An 18,480-nucleotide genomic window follows, 5' to 3' on the forward strand; every position below is an offset into this window, starting at 1 on the left:
CAGGACACTGCCTAGTGCTCTGACCGGGAACGTTCGCCGGGTACGCGTGAGATGCTGTGACCGCTTGTCGCCCCGTCGTCGATGCTCGTGGGCTCGTTCACATCGGCGGACGCAAGTACATCGGCGTTGGGGTCTCGCAGTAAATGAACTGGACCTGCGGCTTACGCATTCGCCAGCCGGTCGGGGCTGGTGGTCAGGCTCCAGGTGCCGTGACAGTGCACCGCGATCCATGCCGGTTTGGCAGGCATGATCAGCTCGCCGTCCTTGACCGCCCGATGGCCGCGAAACAGCTGCTCCACAGCTTGGAACCGGGAATTCAGTTGCTCGATGACGACTTCTCCTCTGCGACTGTCGCGGGTGAGGCGGGCGGTGACCCTGCTACCGGTGTAACGGACGACGTCCCAGCCGTCACCGCTGATCGAAGTCGTGAACTCCCGGCAAATGTCCGGAGACTCCAGCCACACATGCCAGTAGGGAATCCTGTCCACGTCGAAATCCAGCGGATCGAACGGTGCTCCCGCAACAGCGTCGTTCGAGATGCGGAACCGAGCCGATTCCTCGCCAGCGTCGACCATCGGGACCGGCAGCCGTGCGGTGAAGTCGCCGCCGGCCTTGAGGAGCACGTCGCGGGGGCGGATGGGTCCACCTCCGTGGCGCAGTCGCTGCAGCCTGGTTGACAGGCGGTTGCTGTAGGAGACGGCCCGGACGACGAGCACCGCGGGGGTGGCGGGGTTCCAGTCGATCTCGAACTCCTTCGGTCCGGGACTCTCAAGGTGTACGCCCCTGCTCTGTGCTGGCCGGTCGGCCGGCTCGGTACGCATGGTCCGGTCCCGGCTGTGCCTGCCGCCTTGTTCGTCCCGTCCAGCCGGCCCCTTCTTCTGCCGGGTGAGTCGGGCTCGTTCGAGCTGCTGCCCTTGCCTTGCCTTTTCACCAGCGATCGGCACGTCGCCGTCCTGCAGCCGTACCGCGTCTGCTGCGCATACCGGGATCGTTCGGGCCGCGCCACCCGGTGGGGCCCACAGAATCTCGGTGACGGAGGGACCGTGTCTGGTATCGAAGAAGCAGGACGGGGCAGACCGTCGCGCCGGTCGGCCCTGCCTGCGGGCGTCAAGGTCTGCCAGTGCCCGACGCCCCTCGGCCAGAGCCTGCCGCACGGCAACGTCCGCCTCAGCTGCGGTGCGGGCGGCGGCCAGGACGCTCTTCGCTGCTTCGTATGCGTCGAGCGCCGAGGCGTAGGCGACCAGCAAAGCCTCGTCATGCTCTGGCTTCGGCACGAAGTCGTATGCGGCCAGCGCCTCGCCGAAGCGCGTTATTTCCGCTTCCAGTTCGGCCTCGCCCCGAGCAGGCGTGGATGTCATATCCGCAGAGTAATGCTGTGACCAGGAGAGTCCGATGGCTGCGGTAGCCAGGCAGCTGCTCGTTGCGCTCTGCCGCCCCGGCGGATGCCTTTCTCGCTGCGGATGCGGGCGCGTTCCTTGCGCTGGGCGGTGAGTACGTCGGGATGACGGGCATGGGCGTTGCGCCAGCGCAGGTAGCGGTGCAGGGCCCTGCTGCGCGGCTACGTGCGGCGCGGATCGACTTCAGCGCGGCCAGGGTGTTGGCGGTGCCCTTGCGGCGACGGTTGACGCCCCACAGACGGTCGTTGCCGGCGGAGTAGCAGCCGTGGAAGTAGGTGACGCCGTGGGTGCGGCGGTAGGTCGCCGGCAGGCGGTTAGGCTTGCCCTGCTTCGCCCCGCAGGAGCCTGCGGTGGGCCTGATGCCCAGGGGCCCGAACTCGTCGAAGGCGAAGACTCGGTCCGGGAAGTGCTCCAGGACGTGCTCGATGCGGTCGAGCTTGGCGTCACGCTCGGGGTCGGGTGACTCCTTCCACGTCTTGGTGCGCTGGAAGGTGATGCCGCGGCTCACGAGCAGGCATCGTAAGGCTTTGCGGCCGATGCGGATGACGTGTCCGGGGACACGGCGCAGACAGGCGGCGAGTTTGTGGATGGACCAGCGGGTGAAGGGCCGGCCGAGCTTGGTGGGGCGGGTGGTGGACGTCTGGATGACGAAGCCCTCGTCGTCAGGGCTGAGCAGGCGGGGACGGCCTCCCGCCCACTGAGGGTCCAGGCAGGCCAGGCCGATCTTGTTGAACCGGTGGATCGCATTCCGCACCGTGTCTTCGTCAGCCTGGACCAGCTGGGCGATCGTCGGAACGCGGTTCCCGCCAGCAGAGGCCAGCAGCATCATCGCCCGCCGGTAGCGCACCGAACTGGTACTGCGAGATGCCTGACCTGCGAACCAGACACCACCGCAGGACCAAACGCGCGCGATCCGGCGTACGCACTGAGTGGTCCTCAGTCCTGGGAGGGGAAGTCCAGGGCGGTCCCGTACAGGCGGGACACCCGGATCAGGATCACCACGCGCCGGTCGGGCAGCGGCTGCTCGCCGGGGGCCGCCCCGTCTGCCGGGTCCACTATCTCCGCCTCGCCCTCCGCCACGGCGAACGACCAGACGTCCGGACCGCTGACGTGCAGTGAGGTGTGCGGGTCGCGGCGCAGCTGGCGGACCTTGAGGCGGTCGGCGGTGGAGGAGACGCGCAGGACGCGCTCCTCGGCGTTCCAGTCGTAGAGGACGGTCGACAGGTGCGGATGGCCGGTGCTCCGGACGCTCGCGAGTACGCCGAACTGCTGCTGCCCCAGCAGCTGGGAGAGCTCCTGGTCGGTGAGCACCCGGGGGGCCGGGCCGTCGTTCTCGGTGGTGCCGGTGGTGGTTGCGGTGGTGGTGTTCTCGCTCACGGGGGTCAGCCTCTCAGCGGTCGGGGTCTGGGGTGGCTACAGATGACGGGTCAGAGGACTGCGGCCTGGGTGTGAGCCTGCGTGTCGGCGGCCGTCTCCTCGGCGGCGGCCCGGCGTTCGGGGCGGCGCAGCATCGTGAAGGCGACGCCGAAGGCGATGACGAGGAGCCCCGCGCCCACCGCGAAGGCGAGCCGGTAGCCCCCGGTCAGCGCCTCGGCCGCCGGCCGGCCACCCGCCGCGAGGCTCTGGGTGCGGGAGGCGGCCAGGGTGGACAGAACCGCGACGCCCAGTGCCATGCCGATCTGCTGGGTGGTGTTGAACAGGCCTGACGCGAGACCGGCGTCCTCCTCGTTCGCGCCGGACATGCCGAGTGCGGTCAGCGCCGGCAGCGCGAGACCGAAGCCGCCGGCGAGCAGCATGACCGGGAGGAGGTCGACGGCGTAACTGGCTTGCACGGGGACGCGGGACAGGAGGGCGAGGACGCCGATCAGGAGCACGATGCCCGCCAGCAGGACGTTGCGCTCACCGAAGCGGGCGTTGAGACGGGCGGAGACCCCCAGGGAGACGGCACCGATGACGGCGGCTGCCGGGAGCATCGCGAGACCGGTCCCGGCGGCGCCGTATCCGAGCACCTTCTGGAGGTACAGGGCGACGAGGATCTGGAAGGAAAACAGCGCGGCAACCATCAGGATCTGGACCAGGTTGGCGGCCGAGACGCTGCGGGAGCGGAAGATCCGCAGCGGCATCAGGGGGTGCCTCGCGGTGGTCTGACGGACGAGGAACGCGGCGAGCAGTACGGCGGCGAGGGCGCCGAAGCCCAGGGTGCGGCCCGAGGTCCAGCCGTACTCCTCGACCTTGACGACGGTGTAGATGCCGAGCATCAGACCGGCGGTGACCAGAACCGCGCCGAATACGTCCGCGCCCGCTCCGAGGCCCAGACCGACGTCACGGGGCAGGACGTGTACGGCGATCGCGAGGACGGCGATGCCGATCGGCAGGTTGATGAAGAAGATCCAGTGCCAGTTGAGCGCGTCGGTGAGTACGCCGCCGAGGACCTGGCCGATGGACGCGCCCGCCGCGCCGGTGAAGCTGAAGACGGCGATGGCCCTGGCGCGCTCCCTCGGCTCGGTGAACAGCGTCACGAGGATGCCCAGGCCGACGGCGGAGGCCATCGCGCTGCCGATGCCCTGGAGGAAGCGGGCGGCGATCAGCAGGGCGGGCGAGGTGGCCGCGCCGGCCAGCAGCGAGGCGGCGGTGAAGGCGGCGGTGCCGGCCAGGAACATGCGCCTGCGGCCGATCAGGTCGCCGAGGCGGCCGGCCAGCAGGAGCAGGCTGCCGAATGCGATGAGGTAGGCGTTGACCACCCAGCTGAGGCCGGCGGGGGTGAACCCCAGGTCGTCCTGGATGGCCGGCATCGCCACGGTGACGATGGAGCCGTCGAGGACGACCATCAGCAGCCCGGTCGCGATGGCTCCGAGGGCGAGCCTGCGTGAGCGCGGGGCGGCGGGTATGGGCGCGGGGCCGGATGCGGCAACCATGCGGTCTCTCCTGTCAGTTGGGGCGACAAGAGAGACCGTAGCAGATGGTTTCGTTGTAGACTATTTTTTTCGGTCTTACTTGGCCGTGCTCCCCACCTACCTCGACTGGCGCGCTCGGCGGGCGGCGCGCGGGGCCTCGACGGGGTTCGCCAGACTGTCGTCGACCATGCGCTTCAGGGCCCGCAGGAGCGCCTCCCTGTCCCCACCGGGAAGTGCGGCCAGGGCGTCGCGATGCACGCGGTCGACGATCTCCTGACTCCGCACGGCGACGCGGGCACCCTCGTCGGTGACGGCGATGATGCGGGCCCGCCGGTCCGTGCTGGAGGGACGGCGCTCGGCCAGCCCTGCCTGCTCCAGGGCGTCCACCGTCACCACCATCGTGGTCTTGTCCATGTCGCCGATCTCAGCGAGCTGGATCTGGGTGCGCTCCTCCTCCAGGGCGTGGACGAGCACGCAGTGCATACGAGCGGTGAGGCCGATCTCCGCGAGAGCGGCGGACATCTTGCTCCGCAGGACGTGACTGGTGTGATCGAGGAGGAACGAGAGGTCCGGTTCGGTGCGCGCGGGCGTCATGGCGGTCATGGCTGCCAGCGTAAGGCAAATCGATCCGATACGGATTATCCAGAAGAGACCTTAACGCAATCCCGCGCTGATCGACGCCCACCCGCATGGGCCGGCGGCTCGCCGTCGACGTAGCCGTCGACGCGGTGTGAGATCGAGGACACGAAGCCACAGGTTGTCAGTGGCGTACGACAGGATGTGCGAGGGCATCAACTGTCGTGGGGGCGTGAGGATATGACGACGGAACGGACACCGCTGGTCGGCAGAGAGGCGGAACTCGCGCGGCTCGACCGGCTGCTGGCGGAACTGGTGGAGGACGTGCCCGGCCGCCCGACGGTGCTGGACGTCGGCGGTGAGGCGGGCATCGGCAAGAGCCGGCTGGTCCACGAGCTGTGTCTGGCCGCGACGCGGCGCGGGGCGGCGGTGCTGCGCGGCCGGGCGACGGAGTACGAACGTCACATCCCGTTCCAGCCGTTCACCGACGCCTTCTCCGACCTCGCCCCGGAGGCCGTCGAATCCTTCCCGGAGGCTGCCGAGGTCGCCCCGGTGCTCAGCGGCGCTCCCCGCAGCACGGACCGCTTCCACCTGCACCGGGCCACCGCCGCTTTGTTGACCCACGCCGCGGCGTCTCCGCTGGTCGTGGTCCTGGACGACATGCACTGGGCGGACCCCGCGTCGCTGGAACTCCTCGACCATCTCGTACGGCACCCCGTGCGCGCCCGCGTCCTGCTGGTCCTCGCCCGCCGCGACCGGCAGAGCCCCGCGCCGCTTACCGCGACCCTCACCCGCGGCACGGACACCGGCACGGTACGGCGGACGGTCCTCGGCCCGCTCAACGAGCGGGACTGCCTCGAACTGCTCACCCCTGACCTGGCCCGCGACCAGGCCGTACGGCTCTTCACAGCGAGCGAAGGCAACCCGCTGTACCTGCTGACCCTGCTCCAGGCGCACCGCGAGGGCGCCTCGGTGAGCCGACTGTCCACGACCGGCCTCGGGGCGCTGCTGCTCGACGAACTGACCCCGCTGACGCCCTCGCAGGGCCGGCTCGTCCAAGTGGTGGCAACACTGGGCGACCACGCCACGCTCGCGTTGCTCGGCCCGGTGACCGGCCATAACCCGGGGCAACTGGCCGACGATCTCGCCGTACTGACCGGGCGCGACCTGCTGCGCACCGGCACGCACGGGCGGATCGCGCTGCGTCACCCCGTGCTGCGCAGCCTCGTCCGCGACGGCACCGACCCCTGGCAGCGCACGGAGATCCACCGGCTCGTCGGCGCCGAACTCGCCCGTACCGGCGCCCCGTTGGCCGGGCGGGCACACCACGCCGAGCAGTCGCTGTCCGGCTGGGACCCGCAGGCGGCGGCGGTGCTGGACGAGGCCGCCGAGCAGGCCGCGCAGACGGCGCCCGCGAGCAGCGCGCACTGGCTTGAGGTGGTGCTGCGGCAACTGCCGCATACGCCGGAACACGCGGCCAGACGGCGCGAGTTGATGCTGCGGCGGGCCCGGGCGCTGGGCGTCGGCGGCCGGCTCCGGGAGAGCCGGGACCTGTTGCACCAGGTGATCGCCCTGCCCGACCCGGGCGACGGGACGGGGTCGCGGGCGTCTGCTGTCGTGCTGTGCGCCGTCATGGAGCGCCATCTGGGGCGTTACTCGGAGGCGGTCGCCCTGCTTCGCCGCGAGTTGCACCGCACTGATCCCGCGCCGTCGCTCGCCGACCAGGTGGCGCTGGGCCTGGAGCTGGGCTCCTCGGCCCCGCACGACACCTCGTACCCGGCGGTGCGCTCCGAGGTGGCACACACCCTGGAGGTGGCCCGCTCCCTCGGGGACGAGACGGGGGTGGCGGGTGCGCTGAGCGTCGCTGCGCTGGGGGAGGCGTACGAGGGGGAGACGGCCGCGGCGGACGACTTCACCCGCCGGGCGGCCGCCCTCGTGGACTCGCTGCCGGACGGCGATCTGACCGGCCTGTGCGAGCCGCTGGTACGGCTGGCCTGGGCGGAGGCGTTCCTGGAGCGCTTTGCCGACGCCGAGCGACACGCCGATCGCGGCCTGGCCATTGCCCGCCGCACCGGCCAGATCTACCTCCTGCCCCACCTTCTCCTGTGCAAGACACACGTGCGCACCCAGACCTGCCGGCTCGCGTCGGCGGTGGAACTGTCCGAGGAGGCCGAGGACATCGCCCGCGGCATCGGCAGTGACGAACTGCTCGCCTTCGTCCTCGCCACCAGGGCTCACGCCCTGGTCGACGCCTGCCCACCCGGCGATCCGCGGCCACTGGCCACCGCCGAGGAGGCGGTGGCCGCGGCGGGTCTGGGCGTCAACTGGTGGGCGTCCATCGCTTGGTGTGTGCTCGGCTACGCGGCGCTCACTGCCGGCGACCCGGCTCGTGCCCGGGAGGCGGTTCTGCGTGCCGGCGGCCCCGGCCTGCGGCGGATGCAGCCCTCCATGCGTCCGCTGTTCCTGGAGGTCCTGGTGACCGCCGCCGTCACCATGGGTGACCTGGACGCGGCGAAGGGCTGGGCCGAGCGGGCCCGCGAGGAGGCCGAGCGGCTCGGTCTGCCCGTGCAGCGCGCCTCTGCCATGCGCAGCGCCGCGCAGATACGTCTCGGTCTCGGTGACGACAAGGCGGCGGCGGACCTGTTCGTGGCGGCAGCCGATGAGAGCGCCCGCAGCGGAGGGGTGTTCTGGGAGGCGTTCTCCCTGCTCTTCGGCGCCTCCCTGTCGGCGGCGGACCCGGGCGGCTCGCGGCGCGGGCAGGCGGCTTGGCACCGGGGGCGGCGGCTCGCCGTGGCCGGGGGCTGCGGGATGCTGGCCGGTCTTGCCGAGGCGGTTGGCCCGATGCTGGCCGCCGCCGCTGACGGGCCCGAGCGCCGCCTCGCCGAACTGACCGCCCGCGAACGGGAGATCGCCGGCCTCGTCGCCGACGGCCTCACCAGCCCGGCCATCGCCGAACGACTCTGCCTGAGCCGCCGCACGGTCGAGACCCACATCTCCCGGGTCTACCGCAAGACGGGAGTCTCATCGCGGGCAGCTCTGGCGGGCCTGATGGCGGGGCGCACGCCGAGGCCTTCCTTGGGAGGATGAGCCACGCATGGTTCGAGCTGCCGATACCGGGGGTCCAGTGCATCAGCCACAAGTCACAAGTCAGCAAGCAGCTGCCCCGCCCGAACTTCGGCCGGAAGCCAGTCCGCACTCGAGGGGGGGAGTTACTCGCTCCACTCATACCGCGGGCCGTGACGGGTCGGCGGCGTGTGTCGGACCGGCAGGTCCTCAACGGGATGGTCTACAAGATGCGGACTGGGATCTCCTGGCGTGACCTGCCGGAGCGCTACGGGCCGTGGAAGACGGTCTACCGGCCTACCGCAGGGATCACCACACCTCACCACCTCCGCCAACAACCTGAAGAGATCAGTAGGGACGCGAAGGTAGGTCTCGCAGTCCCCGGTTGAACGTGACCTGGCAGCCAACGTCGGACTGACCGACACTCGTATCACCGTACGAACGGAAGGGGGCAGTGATGGAGGACCGGAACGCGCTCGGTGAGTTCCTGCGCTCGCGCCGCGGGCGGCTGCGCCCCCGGGACGTGGGCCTGGCCCCCAGCGGGCGTCGCCGCACTCCTGGCCTGCGACGCGAAGAGGTCGCGCTGCTGGCCGCCCTCTCCGCCGATTACTACTCCCGCCTGGAGCAGGGACGGGTGAAGACCCCCTCGGAGGCGGCTCTGGCGAGTCTGGCCCGGGCGATGCGTCTGAGCAGCGAGGAACAGCAGCACCTGTTCCGTCTGGCCGGTCAGCGACCGCCTGAGCCGCACTCTCCGTTGGCCCATGTCGATCCGGCGATGCAATATTTGCTCGACGTGCTGGACAGCACCCCGGCGCAGGTCTGCGACGACCTGCTGACGGTCGTGGCGCAGAACCGGGCCGCGGAGGCGTTGCTCGGGGCATGGACCGGACTGCCCGGCTACGAGTCGAACGTGACCTGGCGCTGGTTCGCCGACCCGGCCTCGCGTGAGCTGAACGACCCCGCCGAGCACGAGCGCATCGGCCGCGCCTACGCCGCCGATCTGCGCGCCGGCCTGGCCAAACGTTCAATGCGCGATGTCGCCGCCCACAGGCTGGTGGCCGACCTCCTGGCCCGCAGCAGGGAGTTTGCACGCGTGTGGGAAGAACATGATGTCGCGGCGCTGTCCTCGGCGCCCAAACGCATCCTGCACCCCCTGGTCGGTGACCTGGACCTGCAGTGCGATGTGGTGCTCAGCCCGGCGACCGGGCACCGCCTGGTCCTGTTCCGTCCGCGTGTGGGTTCCGACGCCATCGCGAAGTTCGACTTCCTGACCGTGCTGGGTTCGCAGTCCTTCGACTGAGTCCACCCCGCCCAAGCCCGCTTTCTGACCCCTGCCGGTCCGACTGGACCCGCGGGCCCCAGGCACGCCCTCGTGCCCTCTCCCATCGACCTGAACAACACCGAGAAGGAACATCGTGAATATCACCAGCAGCACCGTCTTCATCCCCGGCGCCACCTCCGGGATCGGCCTGGGCCTGGCCCTGCGCCTGCAGGCCGCCGGCAGCACCGTCATCGTGGGCGGACGCCGCACCGAACTGCTGCAGCAGATCGCCGCCGAGCACCCCGGTATCGATACCGTCGAGATCGACACCACCGACCCGGCCTCCATTGCCGCCGCGCAGGCAGAACTGGCACAGCGTCATCCGGCACTGGACGCCCTCGTCACCATGGCTGGGATCATGGAACCGGAGGACCTGCGCGACCCGGCATCCCTCGACGTGGCCGAGCGAACCATCGCGGTCAACCTGCTCGGGCCGATCCGCCTGGTCAACGCCTTCCTGCCCGGTCTGCTCGCCCAGCCCACGGCGACGGTCATGACGGTCAGTTCCGGCCTGGCCTATGTGCCGCTGGCCGCCACCCCTACCTACAACGCGACCAAGGCCGCGATCCACTCCTTCAGCGAGTCGCTGCGGGTGCAGCTGACCAAGAGTGACGTGCAGGTGATCGAACTGGTCCCGCCAGCCACCCGGACCACGCTGATGGGCCAGCAGAACAGCGACGTCGCCATGCCCCTGGAGGAGTTCCTCACCGAGGTCATGGACCTGCTGCGGACCCAGCCGGACGCTGAGCAGATCCTCGTCGAGCGGGTGAAATGGCAGCGCAATGCCGAGGCCGAGGGCCGCTACCAGGACGTCCTGAAGATCCTGAGCGCCCGCTACCGCGACTGACCCACCGGACCGGGACGGGCGACGTTCGCGCCGCCGTCCAGGTACCCCGCCGATCTCCTGGCAGGAGCCGTGACTACTCCTTGAGCGTGGATATCGGCCGTCGCATGACGCGGTCGGAGCGCATCCGTCCCCGCACCTCGATCGGGCGACCGGTAAGGAGGGTGGGCCATGCGCGGGGCGTCGTAGCCGGCGTCGAAGACGATGAGGATGTCGCGGTCGCCGGCATGCCAGCGGGCGACGAAGGAGTAGGGCCAGCCGGGGAGGAACTGGTCCGAGGACCGTCCGCTGCGGCCGTAGACGTGGCAGAAGAAGCGGTCCTCGCTGGTCGGAGCGTCGGGGCGGAGCCAGTTGCTGACGTCGACCGCCAGGACCAGTCGCCCGTCGGCTGGCCCGCGGCATCGGCAGACCGGCCAGCACCTGCCGCAGGCGGGGCAGATCCGCACTCCCGCAGTGGGCACTGATGCTCAGCCAGCGAGCAGGGCCTGCATCCACTGGTCTTCGCGTTGCTCGATGTATTCGGCGTCGTTTCGCCAGGCGTCGCCGTGGCCATCAGCCCACAGCCTTGCCCAGGGCTGGGCTCCTTGGGCTGCCTGGTCGCGCAGGAAGTCGTGCATGGAACGCGTACGGCGCCCCAGCACAGGGACCAACCGACGCCGTTCGGACTCAGCCAGACCGTAGGCGTCGGCGAAGACTCGCAGTCGGTCCGCCGCGTCCGGGCTCTGCCAGTCCGGATGCGCGGACAGCGGGATGAACCCGTGAATGGCGTACGCGACATCCCACAGGCGCGAGCCGGGACCTGCAGCGTCCCAGTCGATGAAGGCCCACCGTGCCTCGTCTGCGACCACGAGGTTCCAGGGGGCCAGGTCGTTATGGGCGATGATGTCACTGCCCTCAGCGGGGATCAGCGTCTGCCACCGCGCATCGGACGGCGGCGTGAAGTCCTGCACGGCGTCGTGAAAGTCCCGGATCAGCCGCGCCACGCGAGCCAGTTGTCGAGCGGGTTCCAGCAGCGAGAACCGGTCGGGCCAGACCACATCTCCCGGCATGAAGGTCAGGACCTCACGCCCCTGATCGTCAATGCCGAGCGGACGAGGCGCCGCGCCGAATCCCACCTCATGCAGGTGGCCAAGCAGGGCATGCACAGCGGGAGTCCACGGTCCGGCCGGACGGCGAACGGTGTCCCCGACGCGCACGACACCATCACTGACGTTGCCGCCGGACAAAGGCTGTTCATCATCGTGCCCCATCGAACCAGTGTGTCGGATCAACTCGTCATGATCACCCCATTAAGAGGGGAGCGTCAGAGTAGGGACGGAGGTTGAAGAACTTCCCAATGACGATGTCAAGCCGCACCAGTAACGGGTGGTAGCGCTTGGTACCACTCTCCGTCGCGGAGCGTGGCCCACAAGACGTTGGCTCGTCGAGGGGCCAGAGCGAGCACGACCTGCTTGTGTCCCTTCCCCTCGTTGCGCATGCGTCCGTAGTAGGCCTGGGAGGCGGAGCAGGTTCTCAGACTGGCCATCGCGGAGAGGTAGAAGGCCCGGAGCAGGCCTCGGTGGTAGCGGCGCGGGCGGCGCCTATTGCCGCTGACACGACCGGAGTCCCGCGGCACGGGCGAGAGGCCGGCGAAGGACGCCAGCCGGTCGGCCGAGCCGAAGGCCTCCCAATCTCGCCCTTAGCGATGTGGGCGACCATGGCGGCGGTGAGTGTCTCTCCGGGCAGCGCGGTGTGCTGCGCTCGGGCCGCCTCGACCGTTGTCTCGGCAAGCGCTGCGGAGTTCCTTACCTTGCGGTTCTTCAGCCAGGTCCCGATCCGACTCGCCCCGCTGCGGCGGATCGCACTCGGCGCCTGGTAGCCGGTCAGCAGGACGACCGGTCCCTTCTTGTTCAGATTCAACGCCCGCTCCAACGCGGGGAGGAACACAAGCAGTTGAGCCCGCGACCGGTTGGTCTGACGGGTTCGGTCGTTGACCAGGTCGAGGCGGCGGCCGGTCAAGGTGCGCAGGTCGACGGCTATCTCGTCGCCGGGCCGAAGAGGCCCGAGGTCCCTGCGCATGCGCGTCTGGTCGGCGATGACGAAGGCGTCCTTCTCGTCCGTCTTGCCCTGGCCGCGGGTCGTCGACCACCACGCAGTGGTGGTTTTTTCTTGCCGATGTCCACGCCGGCCCAGATCTGGGGCACGGGTCACCACCGTCCACTCGACGTCACACACGGTCCCGCAGACGACCTCGCCGACGTTGTCCTACACAGCGATCAAGTCGCGTATCCCCATTAGCGGTCGAGTCGTCGCGGGGCTCCGGGCGGCCAAGTTCTTTGAGCCATCCAACGGGGCGACAAGCTCACAGCCATACCCGAACCCCCGGGCCCGCCGATCTTACGAATGATCGACTCAGACCCACGCTTGGAAGGTAGGACAAGCTGAGAAGCTCTGTGTGAACCTCGCTTGCCAAATTGACGGGCGCTTCGGCGCAGGTTGCGGTTTTGAACGAGCTGAGTCGGTCCAGGCTGAAATCGGAGGGTGGCGGGCTGGTGAAGGAACCTCAGGAGGAGTGGCAGACGTCCCCTAAGTGATCAAACTTAAGGAGTCTGCACAGTGCGGATCTACATCAGCGTGGACATGGAAGGCGTCACAGGGCTCGTCGACGCTGACGATGTCCAGCCTGGCGGCCGGGACTACGAGCGTGGACGGTTGATGATGGCGGAGGACGTTAACGCAGCCGTCCGGGGCGCTGTCGCTGCCGGCGCCACTGACATCACTGTCAACGACGCTCATGGTCCGATGCGCAACATCCTTCCGGAGACCCTGCACCCGGCAGCCCGCCTCATCCGCGGCAGGCCCAAGCACATGGGCATGCTCGAAGGCCTCATGCCCGAGCATGAGGCCATGGTATGCGTCGGCTATCACTCCCGGGCCGGCGCGCTCGGAGTGCTTAGCCATAGCTTTATGGGTCACGAGATCGAAGACATGTGGCTGGATGGTCGGCCGGTGGGCGAGATCGGCCTGGCCCATGCCACTGCGGCAGTCATCGGTGTTCCAGTGGCGGTCCTTACCGGTGACGATTGTGCCTGCGGGGAGATGACGGAATGGGACGCCTCTGTTACTACGGTGGTTGTGAAGAATGCGCGGGACCGATTCGCGGCAGAACTGCGCCCAGCCGAGGAAGCACGCGCGGCCATTGAGGAAGCGGTCGCCACCAGCCTTTCCACGCAGCGGACGACTTCAGCGGTACGTTCCGACTCGTCCACCCTCACGGTCCGCTGGCAGTCGGCGTCAGTGGCCTCCACCCTTTTGGGAATTCCAGGGGTCACCTCGAAGGACACGCGGACCGTCCAGGCGCAGGGAAATCTGCCCAGCCTCTACCGGTTGTTCGGGGTGTGGATGCGAGTAGCAGCTTCCCTGACCAACCAGCCACCGTACTGCTGACCCGCCTCGAAGAGCGCGCTGGTGGATGAGTGGCCTGTCGTGCGTGACAAGCTGCTCACCAGGATCGCGGCCAAGTCCATCGCATGATCGCGCACCTGCCTGTACCTGGGACATCAACGAGCGGTGGTGACTCCTTCATCTCGCCCGCGTGGGGTGTTGGCGACGAGCAGTTCCTGCAAGAGTTCAACGATGACATCGGGCTGTCCGACGAACGGGGAGCGGCCCGTCTGGCTTGGTTTACGAGTACCGGTTCTGGCACATATTCCGTGATCTGGTTACTGAGCGTTCGGGTGCCCATGAAGTTGAGCCCGAAGAGAGTGGGCTATTTGGTCTGCCTGATCAGCCGTTACTCGCTCCTGCTCTGGTCGCCGAAGCAGCTCGAATACGCCCGGCCCACGATGCTCTGGTTGCAGATCTGCCATGCGCGGAACGATATGGAAATGCACGTGCGCGAAGCCTTCGGCTTCGGCAAACTGGACGACGTAGGTCTTGGCGCAGCCAGTCATGCTCCGGAGAGCCCGGGAGAGCTTGACCTGCCACACCTCTAGGGCAGATGCCTCAGCGTTGGTGAGATCATGAACGGCGGCAACGTGGCGCCGAGGCAGCAACACCAGCCAGCCCGGCACTACGGTGTTGAAGGCGTGGGCCACCCGCCAGTGCTGGTCATACACTACGCACTCGCGTGGTGAAAGGTCATCGAACTCTGCTTCCTTGCTGCATGCGTAGCAGTCGGGAGTCGTCATGAACTGAGATCGTAGAACTGGTGCACTGCGAAACGCTCTGTCGGCCTCAGCCATCAGTCACGCCAGGAGAACTCTTTTCCGAAGGAGTTGGAAGCCAGCGCGTCCGAACATGTGGCGCTTCGGCATCTTGATCCGGTTGACGTGGCCCTCGACCACACCTGAGCTCCAGGGCAGGGTCAGACCAGCAGTGACGGCGTCGCGGTCGCGGTCGATGTCAGCGGCGAGAGTGTGGAGGCTTGGCAGGTCGTCCTGGCGGACGGCGTCGAGCCATTCGGGGAGTGGTTTCGCCCTGGCGCTCGGTGAGCATGGTCGCGGAGGAGCGGACGTGGCCAGTGAGAGCGTCAAGCTTGGGGCAGTTGGCCAGAACTGACTGGAGCCGGAGTTGTTTGATCTCGGTGAGAGATTCCGGGCGAGCCGAGTTCTTCGCGTGGGTCCAGGAAGCAGCGCAGCCGTTGGTGTGGTACCCCTCGTGCTGTGTCGGCCGGTTCCTGATCCGCGGTTCGGGTCTAAGCGCTTAACATAGCTTCTGGGAGTCAGTCGGTCAGAGGTGGGAGGCGGGGAACGTGGCGAAGGCTGCAACGGTCTATGACGTGGCGGAACGCGCCGGGGTGTCCATCGCGACCGTGTCGATGACCTTTCGCCGGCCGCACAAGGTGAGGGAGGAAACCCGGAAGATCGTCGAAGCCGCTGCCGAGGCGCTGAACTACGTGCCGAGTGCGAGTGCGCGCGGGCTGGCGCATGGGCGGACCGGGGCGCTGGGACTGTATTCGTTCGACTACTTCCGCCCGGAGGCGTTCGAAGCGCCGGTCGCTCTGGAGCCCGTGGGTCAGACACGGGCCGGGGAGGTCGCCGTGGTCCGGGAGGACGACGAGCACCACCGCCGGTTCCCGCTGTACGTGGACGAGGTGCAGCGTGGTGTGGAGCTGGAATGCTGGCAGCGTGGTTACGCACTACTGATCGGCGGGGGGAGCCGGGCGGACAGACCGACGGTGGTCACGGACATCGTCGGGCGGGTCGACGGCCTGGCGGTGTTTCCGCGCACGGTGCCCGACGACGTGCTGGAGCGGATCTCGCAGCGGATACCGGTGGTGGCACTGTCCGAAGGGCAGCAGCATGACGGGCTGAGCAATGTCTGCGCCGACAACCGTGGCGGCATGCGGGCGGTCACGGAGCATCTGATCGTCGAGCACGGGCTGCGTGATCTCCAGTTTGTCGGCGAGTTGAGCATGTTCGACGCGCAGGAGCGGTTCTCCGGTTTCCAGGCGGCGCTGCGGGGGGCCGGGCTCCGGGTGCCGCGCAAGCCGCTGGCGCGGCTGGCCGTGGACCAGCACGACACCGGCCGTGTCATCGCCGATGTGCTGGCGCGCGGCGGTGACGCTCTGCCTGAGGCGTTTGTCTGCGTCACCGACGAGGCCGCGGTGAATCTGATGGAGGCGCTGGCCGAGCACGGGGTGCGGGTGCCGGAGCAGGTGGCCGTGACCGGGTTCGACGGGATCGTGGCGGGCCGGGTGGTGCGTCCCTCGCTGACGACGGTGCGTCAGCCGATGCAGGCGATGGGACGTGCCGTGGTGGACATACTCGTGGAACGGCTCGCCGACCCTGCGGGGCCGCCGGTCTCACGCCGGCTGCCGGTCCAGGTGGTGCTGCGGGAGAGCTGCGGCTGCTCACGGCCGTGAGACTGGCCGCAGGGCGGGTCCGACACGGCCGTCATGCCCCTGCGCGGTCGTCAACGCCTTGCGCTTTCCGGGATACCCGGGTGAAGCCGCGCTCGCGAGGCCGGACCGTGTTCGTAACGTGACCGCCATAGACCCTTTACAGCCATGCCTCTAAGCGCTTAGATTCCCACCACGCCAAATCTCTAAGCGCTTAGATGCAAGGATTTCAGGCACGCCAAGGATCTAAGCGCTTAGGTCGGCTGTTTTCCCCGTCACCCCGTCGTCCGGGTGGGTGGCGGTTCCCAGGAGAGGAGCAGCAATGGTGCTGAGAAGGACTTCCACGGCCGCCGTGTGCGTGGCCGCCGCGTTGGTGCTGGCGGCATGCGGGCGCAGCGACACCGGCGCGTCGTCGACGCCGACCGCGTCGGTGGCGTCCGGCAAGGTCACCGGCACGATCACCCTGTGGGCGCAGGGCGCCGAGGGGGAGAAGCTGCCGTCGCTGCTCAAGGGGTTCGAGGCGGAGAACCCCGGGGTGAAGGTGAAGGTCACCGCGATCCCGTGGTCCGACGCGCACTCCAAGTACCAGACCGCGATCGCGGGCGGTACGACGCCGGACGTCGCGCAGATGGGCACGACGTGGATGCCCGACTTCGCCGGCTCCTTCCAGTCGGTGCCGAGCGGGATCGACACCAGTGACATCTTCGAGGGGTCGAAGGCGACGAACGTGGTCAAGGACGCCACGCTCGGGGTGCCCTGGTACGTGGACACACGCGTCGTCTACTACCGCACCGATCTGGCCAAGAAGGCCGGGTACACCAGCCCGCCGAAGACCTTCGCCGAGTTCAAGGCCATGACGAAGGCGCTGCAGTCCAAGGCCGGCGCGAAGTGGGGCGTGGCCCTGACGCCGAGCGGCACCGACTCCTTCCAGTCCACGCTGCCGTTCGCCTGGTCGGCCGGCGCGTCGCTGATGAACAGCGACAACACCAAGTGGACGCTCGACACCCCGCAGATGACCAAGGGGCTGAAGTACTTCCAGAGCTTCTTCACCGACGGCATCGCCGACCCCAACCTCAACACCACCCCGGGCGGCCGGGAAGCGGCGTTCGTCAAGGGCAGCACGCCGGTCCTCATCGACGGCCCCTACGAGATCGGCGCGCTCAACACGGCGGGCGGCGCCGGCTTCGACAAGAAGTACACCGTCATGTCGATCCCGAAGGACCAGAGCTCGACCTCGTTCGTCGGCGGCGCCAACTTGGTGGTCTTCAAGAAGTCCGCTCACAGCGCCGCGGCCTGGAAGCTGGTGCAGTACCTGTCCAAGGCGAGCGTTCAGGCGAGCTGGTACAAGACCACCGGTGACCTGCCCGCAGTGCAGTCCGCCTGGAACGACGCGAGCCTGAGCGCCGACCCGAAGCTCGCGGTCTTCAAGGAGCAGCTGACCGACACCAAGGCGCCGCCGGCCAACACCGCCTGGACCCAGGTCAGCGCCGCCGCCGACACGCAGCTGGAGAAGATCGTGAAGGGCGCCGATCCCGCCAGCGCGCTGAAGGACCTGCAGAGCAGCGCCGACTCCATCGGAACCGGGGACTGATCCATGGCTTCCACCACCGCAGGCGCCCCGGCCGGCAAGCGCCGCGCCGGCCGGGGCGCGGGGCCCAGGAGGGCCCGGGGCGGCCCCGCGACCGCACGGCGGCGGCAGGGCCTGGCCGCCTGGCTGTTCGCGCTGCCGTTCATGCTGGTCTTCGGTGTCTTCATGCTCGTCCCGCTGGTCTCCTCGTTCCTGATGTCGTTCACCGACTTCCGCAGCACCGACGCACAGACGCCGTTCAATGTCGGCTTCGTCGGCCTGCAGCAGTACACGGACCTGTTCGGGGACGCGCAGTTCCGCAAGGCCATGCTCAACACCGCGTACGTCGTCGTCTTCGGTATTCCGCTGACGATGGCCGTCGCCCTGGCCCTGGCGGTCGCCCTCAACAGCGGCATCACACGCTTCCGCACGGCCTTCCGGGTCGGCTTCTACACCCCGGTGGTGACCAGCATCGTCGCCGTCGCCGTGGTGTGGCGCTTCATCCTCCAGCCCGACGGCCTGCTCAACACCATGCTCGACTGGATCGGCATCTCCGGCCCCGACTGGCTGCACAGCACCACCTGGGCACTGCCGTCGCTGATCGTGATGACCGCCTGGCGCAACATGGGCACACTGATGATCATCTTCCTGGCCGGCCTGCAGAACGTTCCCGCCGAAGTGCACGAGGCCGCGATCATGGACGGCGCGAACCCGTGGCAGCGCTTCCGCCGGATCACGCTGCCGCTGCTGCGCCCGACGCTGCTACTCGGCGCGGTGCTGCTGTCGGTGGGCTATCTCCAGTTCTTCGAGGAGTCGTTCGTCATGACACAGGGCGGCCCGCTGGACTCGACGCTGTCGGTCAGCTACTTCACCTACGACCAGTTCGGCTTCGGCAAGTACGGCTACGCATCTGCCGCCAGCTATGTGCTGTTCACCGCGATCGCCGCACTGAGCATGCTGCAGTTCCGCCTGCTGCGGACGAAGGACTGAGGCGGCG

The 18,480-nt window shown here is 68.6% G+C and carries 15 protein-coding genes and 3 pseudogenes; 8 read left to right on the plus strand and 10 right to left on the minus strand.

All coding sequences use genetic code 11. From position 1 onward, the window contains the following. Positions 1–161 precede the first annotated feature (161 nt). The 5 genes and pseudogenes from ACFYRY_RS39970 to ACFYRY_RS39990 form a co-directional block, all read right to left on the minus strand. The gene (locus ACFYRY_RS39970) at positions 162–1,358 is read right to left on the minus strand and encodes a hypothetical protein (RefSeq protein ID WP_389157544.1); all 1,197 of its coding nucleotides are present in this window, start codon (positions 1,356–1,358) and stop codon (positions 162–164) included. Further along, positions 1,355–2,226, minus strand: a pseudogene (locus tag ACFYRY_RS39975) (helix-turn-helix domain-containing protein). Before ACFYRY_RS39975 ends, ACFYRY_RS39970 begins: the two are co-directional and overlap by 4 nt. 107 nt (positions 2,227–2,333) lie before the next feature. Next, entirely contained in the window at positions 2,334–2,774 is a 441-nt protein-coding gene (locus ACFYRY_RS39980) for a pyridoxamine 5'-phosphate oxidase family protein (protein ID WP_389157546.1), read from the minus strand. A gap of 50 nt (positions 2,775–2,824) precedes the next feature. Beyond that, positions 2,825–4,312, minus strand: coding sequence for a DHA2 family efflux MFS transporter permease subunit (locus ACFYRY_RS39985; protein ID WP_389157549.1), 1,488 nt, complete (start codon positions 4,310–4,312; stop codon positions 2,825–2,827). Positions 4,313–4,408: 96 nt separating this feature from the next. Next, the gene (locus tag ACFYRY_RS39990) at positions 4,409–4,894 is read right to left on the minus strand and encodes a MarR family winged helix-turn-helix transcriptional regulator (protein ID WP_389157552.1); all 486 of its coding nucleotides are present in this window, start codon (positions 4,892–4,894) and stop codon (positions 4,409–4,411) included. Positions 4,895–5,107: 213 nt separating this feature from the next. On the opposite strand from ACFYRY_RS39990, the gene ACFYRY_RS39995 reads away from it, so the two are divergent. The 4 genes from ACFYRY_RS39995 to ACFYRY_RS40010 all read left to right on the plus strand — a co-directional run bounded on the left by ACFYRY_RS39995 (position 5,108) and on the right by ACFYRY_RS40010 (position 10,098). Further along, entirely contained in the window at positions 5,108–7,954 is a 2,847-nt protein-coding gene (locus ACFYRY_RS39995; protein WP_389157555.1) for an AAA family ATPase, read from the plus strand. Continuing rightward, on the plus strand, positions 7,951–8,319 hold the full coding sequence (locus ACFYRY_RS40000) for a transposase (RefSeq protein ID WP_389157558.1): 369 nt from the start codon (positions 7,951–7,953) through the stop codon (positions 8,317–8,319). Before ACFYRY_RS39995 ends, ACFYRY_RS40000 begins: the two co-directional genes overlap by 4 nt. Positions 8,320–8,387: 68 nt before the next feature. Further along, entirely contained in the window at positions 8,388–9,230 is an 843-nt protein-coding gene (locus ACFYRY_RS40005) for a helix-turn-helix transcriptional regulator (protein ID WP_389157561.1), read from the plus strand. A 115-nt stretch (positions 9,231–9,345) separates the two neighbouring features. Further along, complete coding sequence (locus ACFYRY_RS40010; protein ID WP_389157564.1) at positions 9,346–10,098, plus strand: SDR family oxidoreductase; 753 nt, start codon at positions 9,346–9,348, stop codon at positions 10,096–10,098. A gap of 76 nt (positions 10,099–10,174) precedes the next feature. On the opposite strand, the pseudogene ACFYRY_RS40015 reads toward ACFYRY_RS40010, so the two are convergent. From ACFYRY_RS40015 to ACFYRY_RS40025, 3 genes and pseudogenes are all read right to left on the minus strand, one after another. After that, a pseudogene (locus ACFYRY_RS40015) lies at positions 10,175–10,545 on the minus strand (transposase); the annotation flags it as partial. A gap of 17 nt (positions 10,546–10,562) precedes the next feature. Further along, entirely contained in the window at positions 10,563–11,345 is a 783-nt protein-coding gene (locus ACFYRY_RS40020) for a phosphotransferase enzyme family protein (protein WP_389157567.1), read from the minus strand. Positions 11,346–11,440: 95 nt separating this feature from the next. Further along, positions 11,441–12,210: pseudogene (locus tag ACFYRY_RS40025) on the minus strand (transposase); the annotation flags it as partial. 480 nt (positions 12,211–12,690) lie between these two features. On the opposite strand from ACFYRY_RS40025, the gene ACFYRY_RS40030 reads away from it, so the two are divergent. Next, a complete protein-coding gene (locus ACFYRY_RS40030) occupies positions 12,691–13,521 on the plus strand; it encodes a M55 family metallopeptidase (protein ID WP_389157570.1) in 831 nt (276 codons plus the stop codon). 275 nt (positions 13,522–13,796) lie between these two features. On the opposite strand, the gene ACFYRY_RS40035 is transcribed toward ACFYRY_RS40030, so the two are convergent. Beyond that, positions 13,797–14,318, minus strand: coding sequence for an HIT family protein (locus tag ACFYRY_RS40035; protein WP_389157573.1), 522 nt, complete (start codon positions 14,316–14,318; stop codon positions 13,797–13,799). Positions 14,319–14,321: 3 nt separating this feature from the next. After that, entirely contained in the window at positions 14,322–14,843 is a 522-nt protein-coding gene (locus ACFYRY_RS40040; RefSeq protein ID WP_389157575.1) for a transposase, read from the minus strand. Between the two features lie 29 nt (positions 14,844–14,872). Between ACFYRY_RS40040 and ACFYRY_RS40045 the strand changes: the two genes are divergently transcribed. From ACFYRY_RS40045 to ACFYRY_RS40055, 3 genes are all read left to right on the plus strand, one after another. Beyond that, on the plus strand, positions 14,873–15,940 hold the full coding sequence (locus tag ACFYRY_RS40045) for a LacI family DNA-binding transcriptional regulator (protein ID WP_389157633.1): 1,068 nt from the start codon (positions 14,873–14,875) through the stop codon (positions 15,938–15,940). A 298-nt stretch (positions 15,941–16,238) separates the two neighbouring features. Beyond that, on the plus strand, positions 16,239–17,507 hold the full coding sequence (locus ACFYRY_RS40050) for a sugar ABC transporter substrate-binding protein (protein ID WP_389157578.1): 1,269 nt from the start codon (positions 16,239–16,241) through the stop codon (positions 17,505–17,507). Positions 17,508–17,510: 3 nt separating this feature from the next. Beyond that, on the plus strand, positions 17,511–18,473 hold the full coding sequence (locus tag ACFYRY_RS40055; protein ID WP_389157581.1) for a carbohydrate ABC transporter permease: 963 nt from the start codon (positions 17,511–17,513) through the stop codon (positions 18,471–18,473). Positions 18,474–18,480: the final 7 nt, after the last annotated feature.

Source organism: Streptomyces sp. NPDC005263 (genome assembly GCF_042872365.1).
GTDB lineage: Bacteria > Actinomycetota > Actinomycetes > Streptomycetales > Streptomycetaceae > Streptomyces.

Coding starts and splice junctions, on each gene's coding strand:
- ACFYRY_RS40005 (WP_389157561.1), top strand. CDS start 8,388: ATGGAGGACCGGAACGCGCTCGGTGAGTTCCTGCGCTCGCGCCGCGGG.
- ACFYRY_RS40035 (WP_389157573.1), bottom strand. CDS start 14,318: ATGGCTGAGGCCGACAGAGCGTTTCGCAGTGCACCAGTTCTACGATCT.
- ACFYRY_RS40020 (WP_389157567.1), bottom strand. CDS start 11,345: ATGGGGCACGATGATGAACAGCCTTTGTCCGGCGGCAACGTCAGTGAT.
- ACFYRY_RS40055 (WP_389157581.1), top strand. CDS start 17,511: ATGGCTTCCACCACCGCAGGCGCCCCGGCCGGCAAGCGCCGCGCCGGC.
- ACFYRY_RS39970 (WP_389157544.1), bottom strand. CDS start 1,358: ATGACATCCACGCCTGCTCGGGGCGAGGCCGAACTGGAAGCGGAAATA.
- ACFYRY_RS39985 (WP_389157549.1), bottom strand. CDS start 4,312: ATGGTTGCCGCATCCGGCCCCGCGCCCATACCCGCCGCCCCGCGCTCA.
- ACFYRY_RS40000 (WP_389157558.1), top strand. CDS start 7,951: ATGAGCCACGCATGGTTCGAGCTGCCGATACCGGGGGTCCAGTGCATC.
- ACFYRY_RS40050 (WP_389157578.1), top strand. CDS start 16,239: ATGGTGCTGAGAAGGACTTCCACGGCCGCCGTGTGCGTGGCCGCCGCG.
- ACFYRY_RS39995 (WP_389157555.1), top strand. CDS start 5,108: ATGACGACGGAACGGACACCGCTGGTCGGCAGAGAGGCGGAACTCGCG.
- ACFYRY_RS39990 (WP_389157552.1), bottom strand. CDS start 4,894: ATGACCGCCATGACGCCCGCGCGCACCGAACCGGACCTCTCGTTCCTC.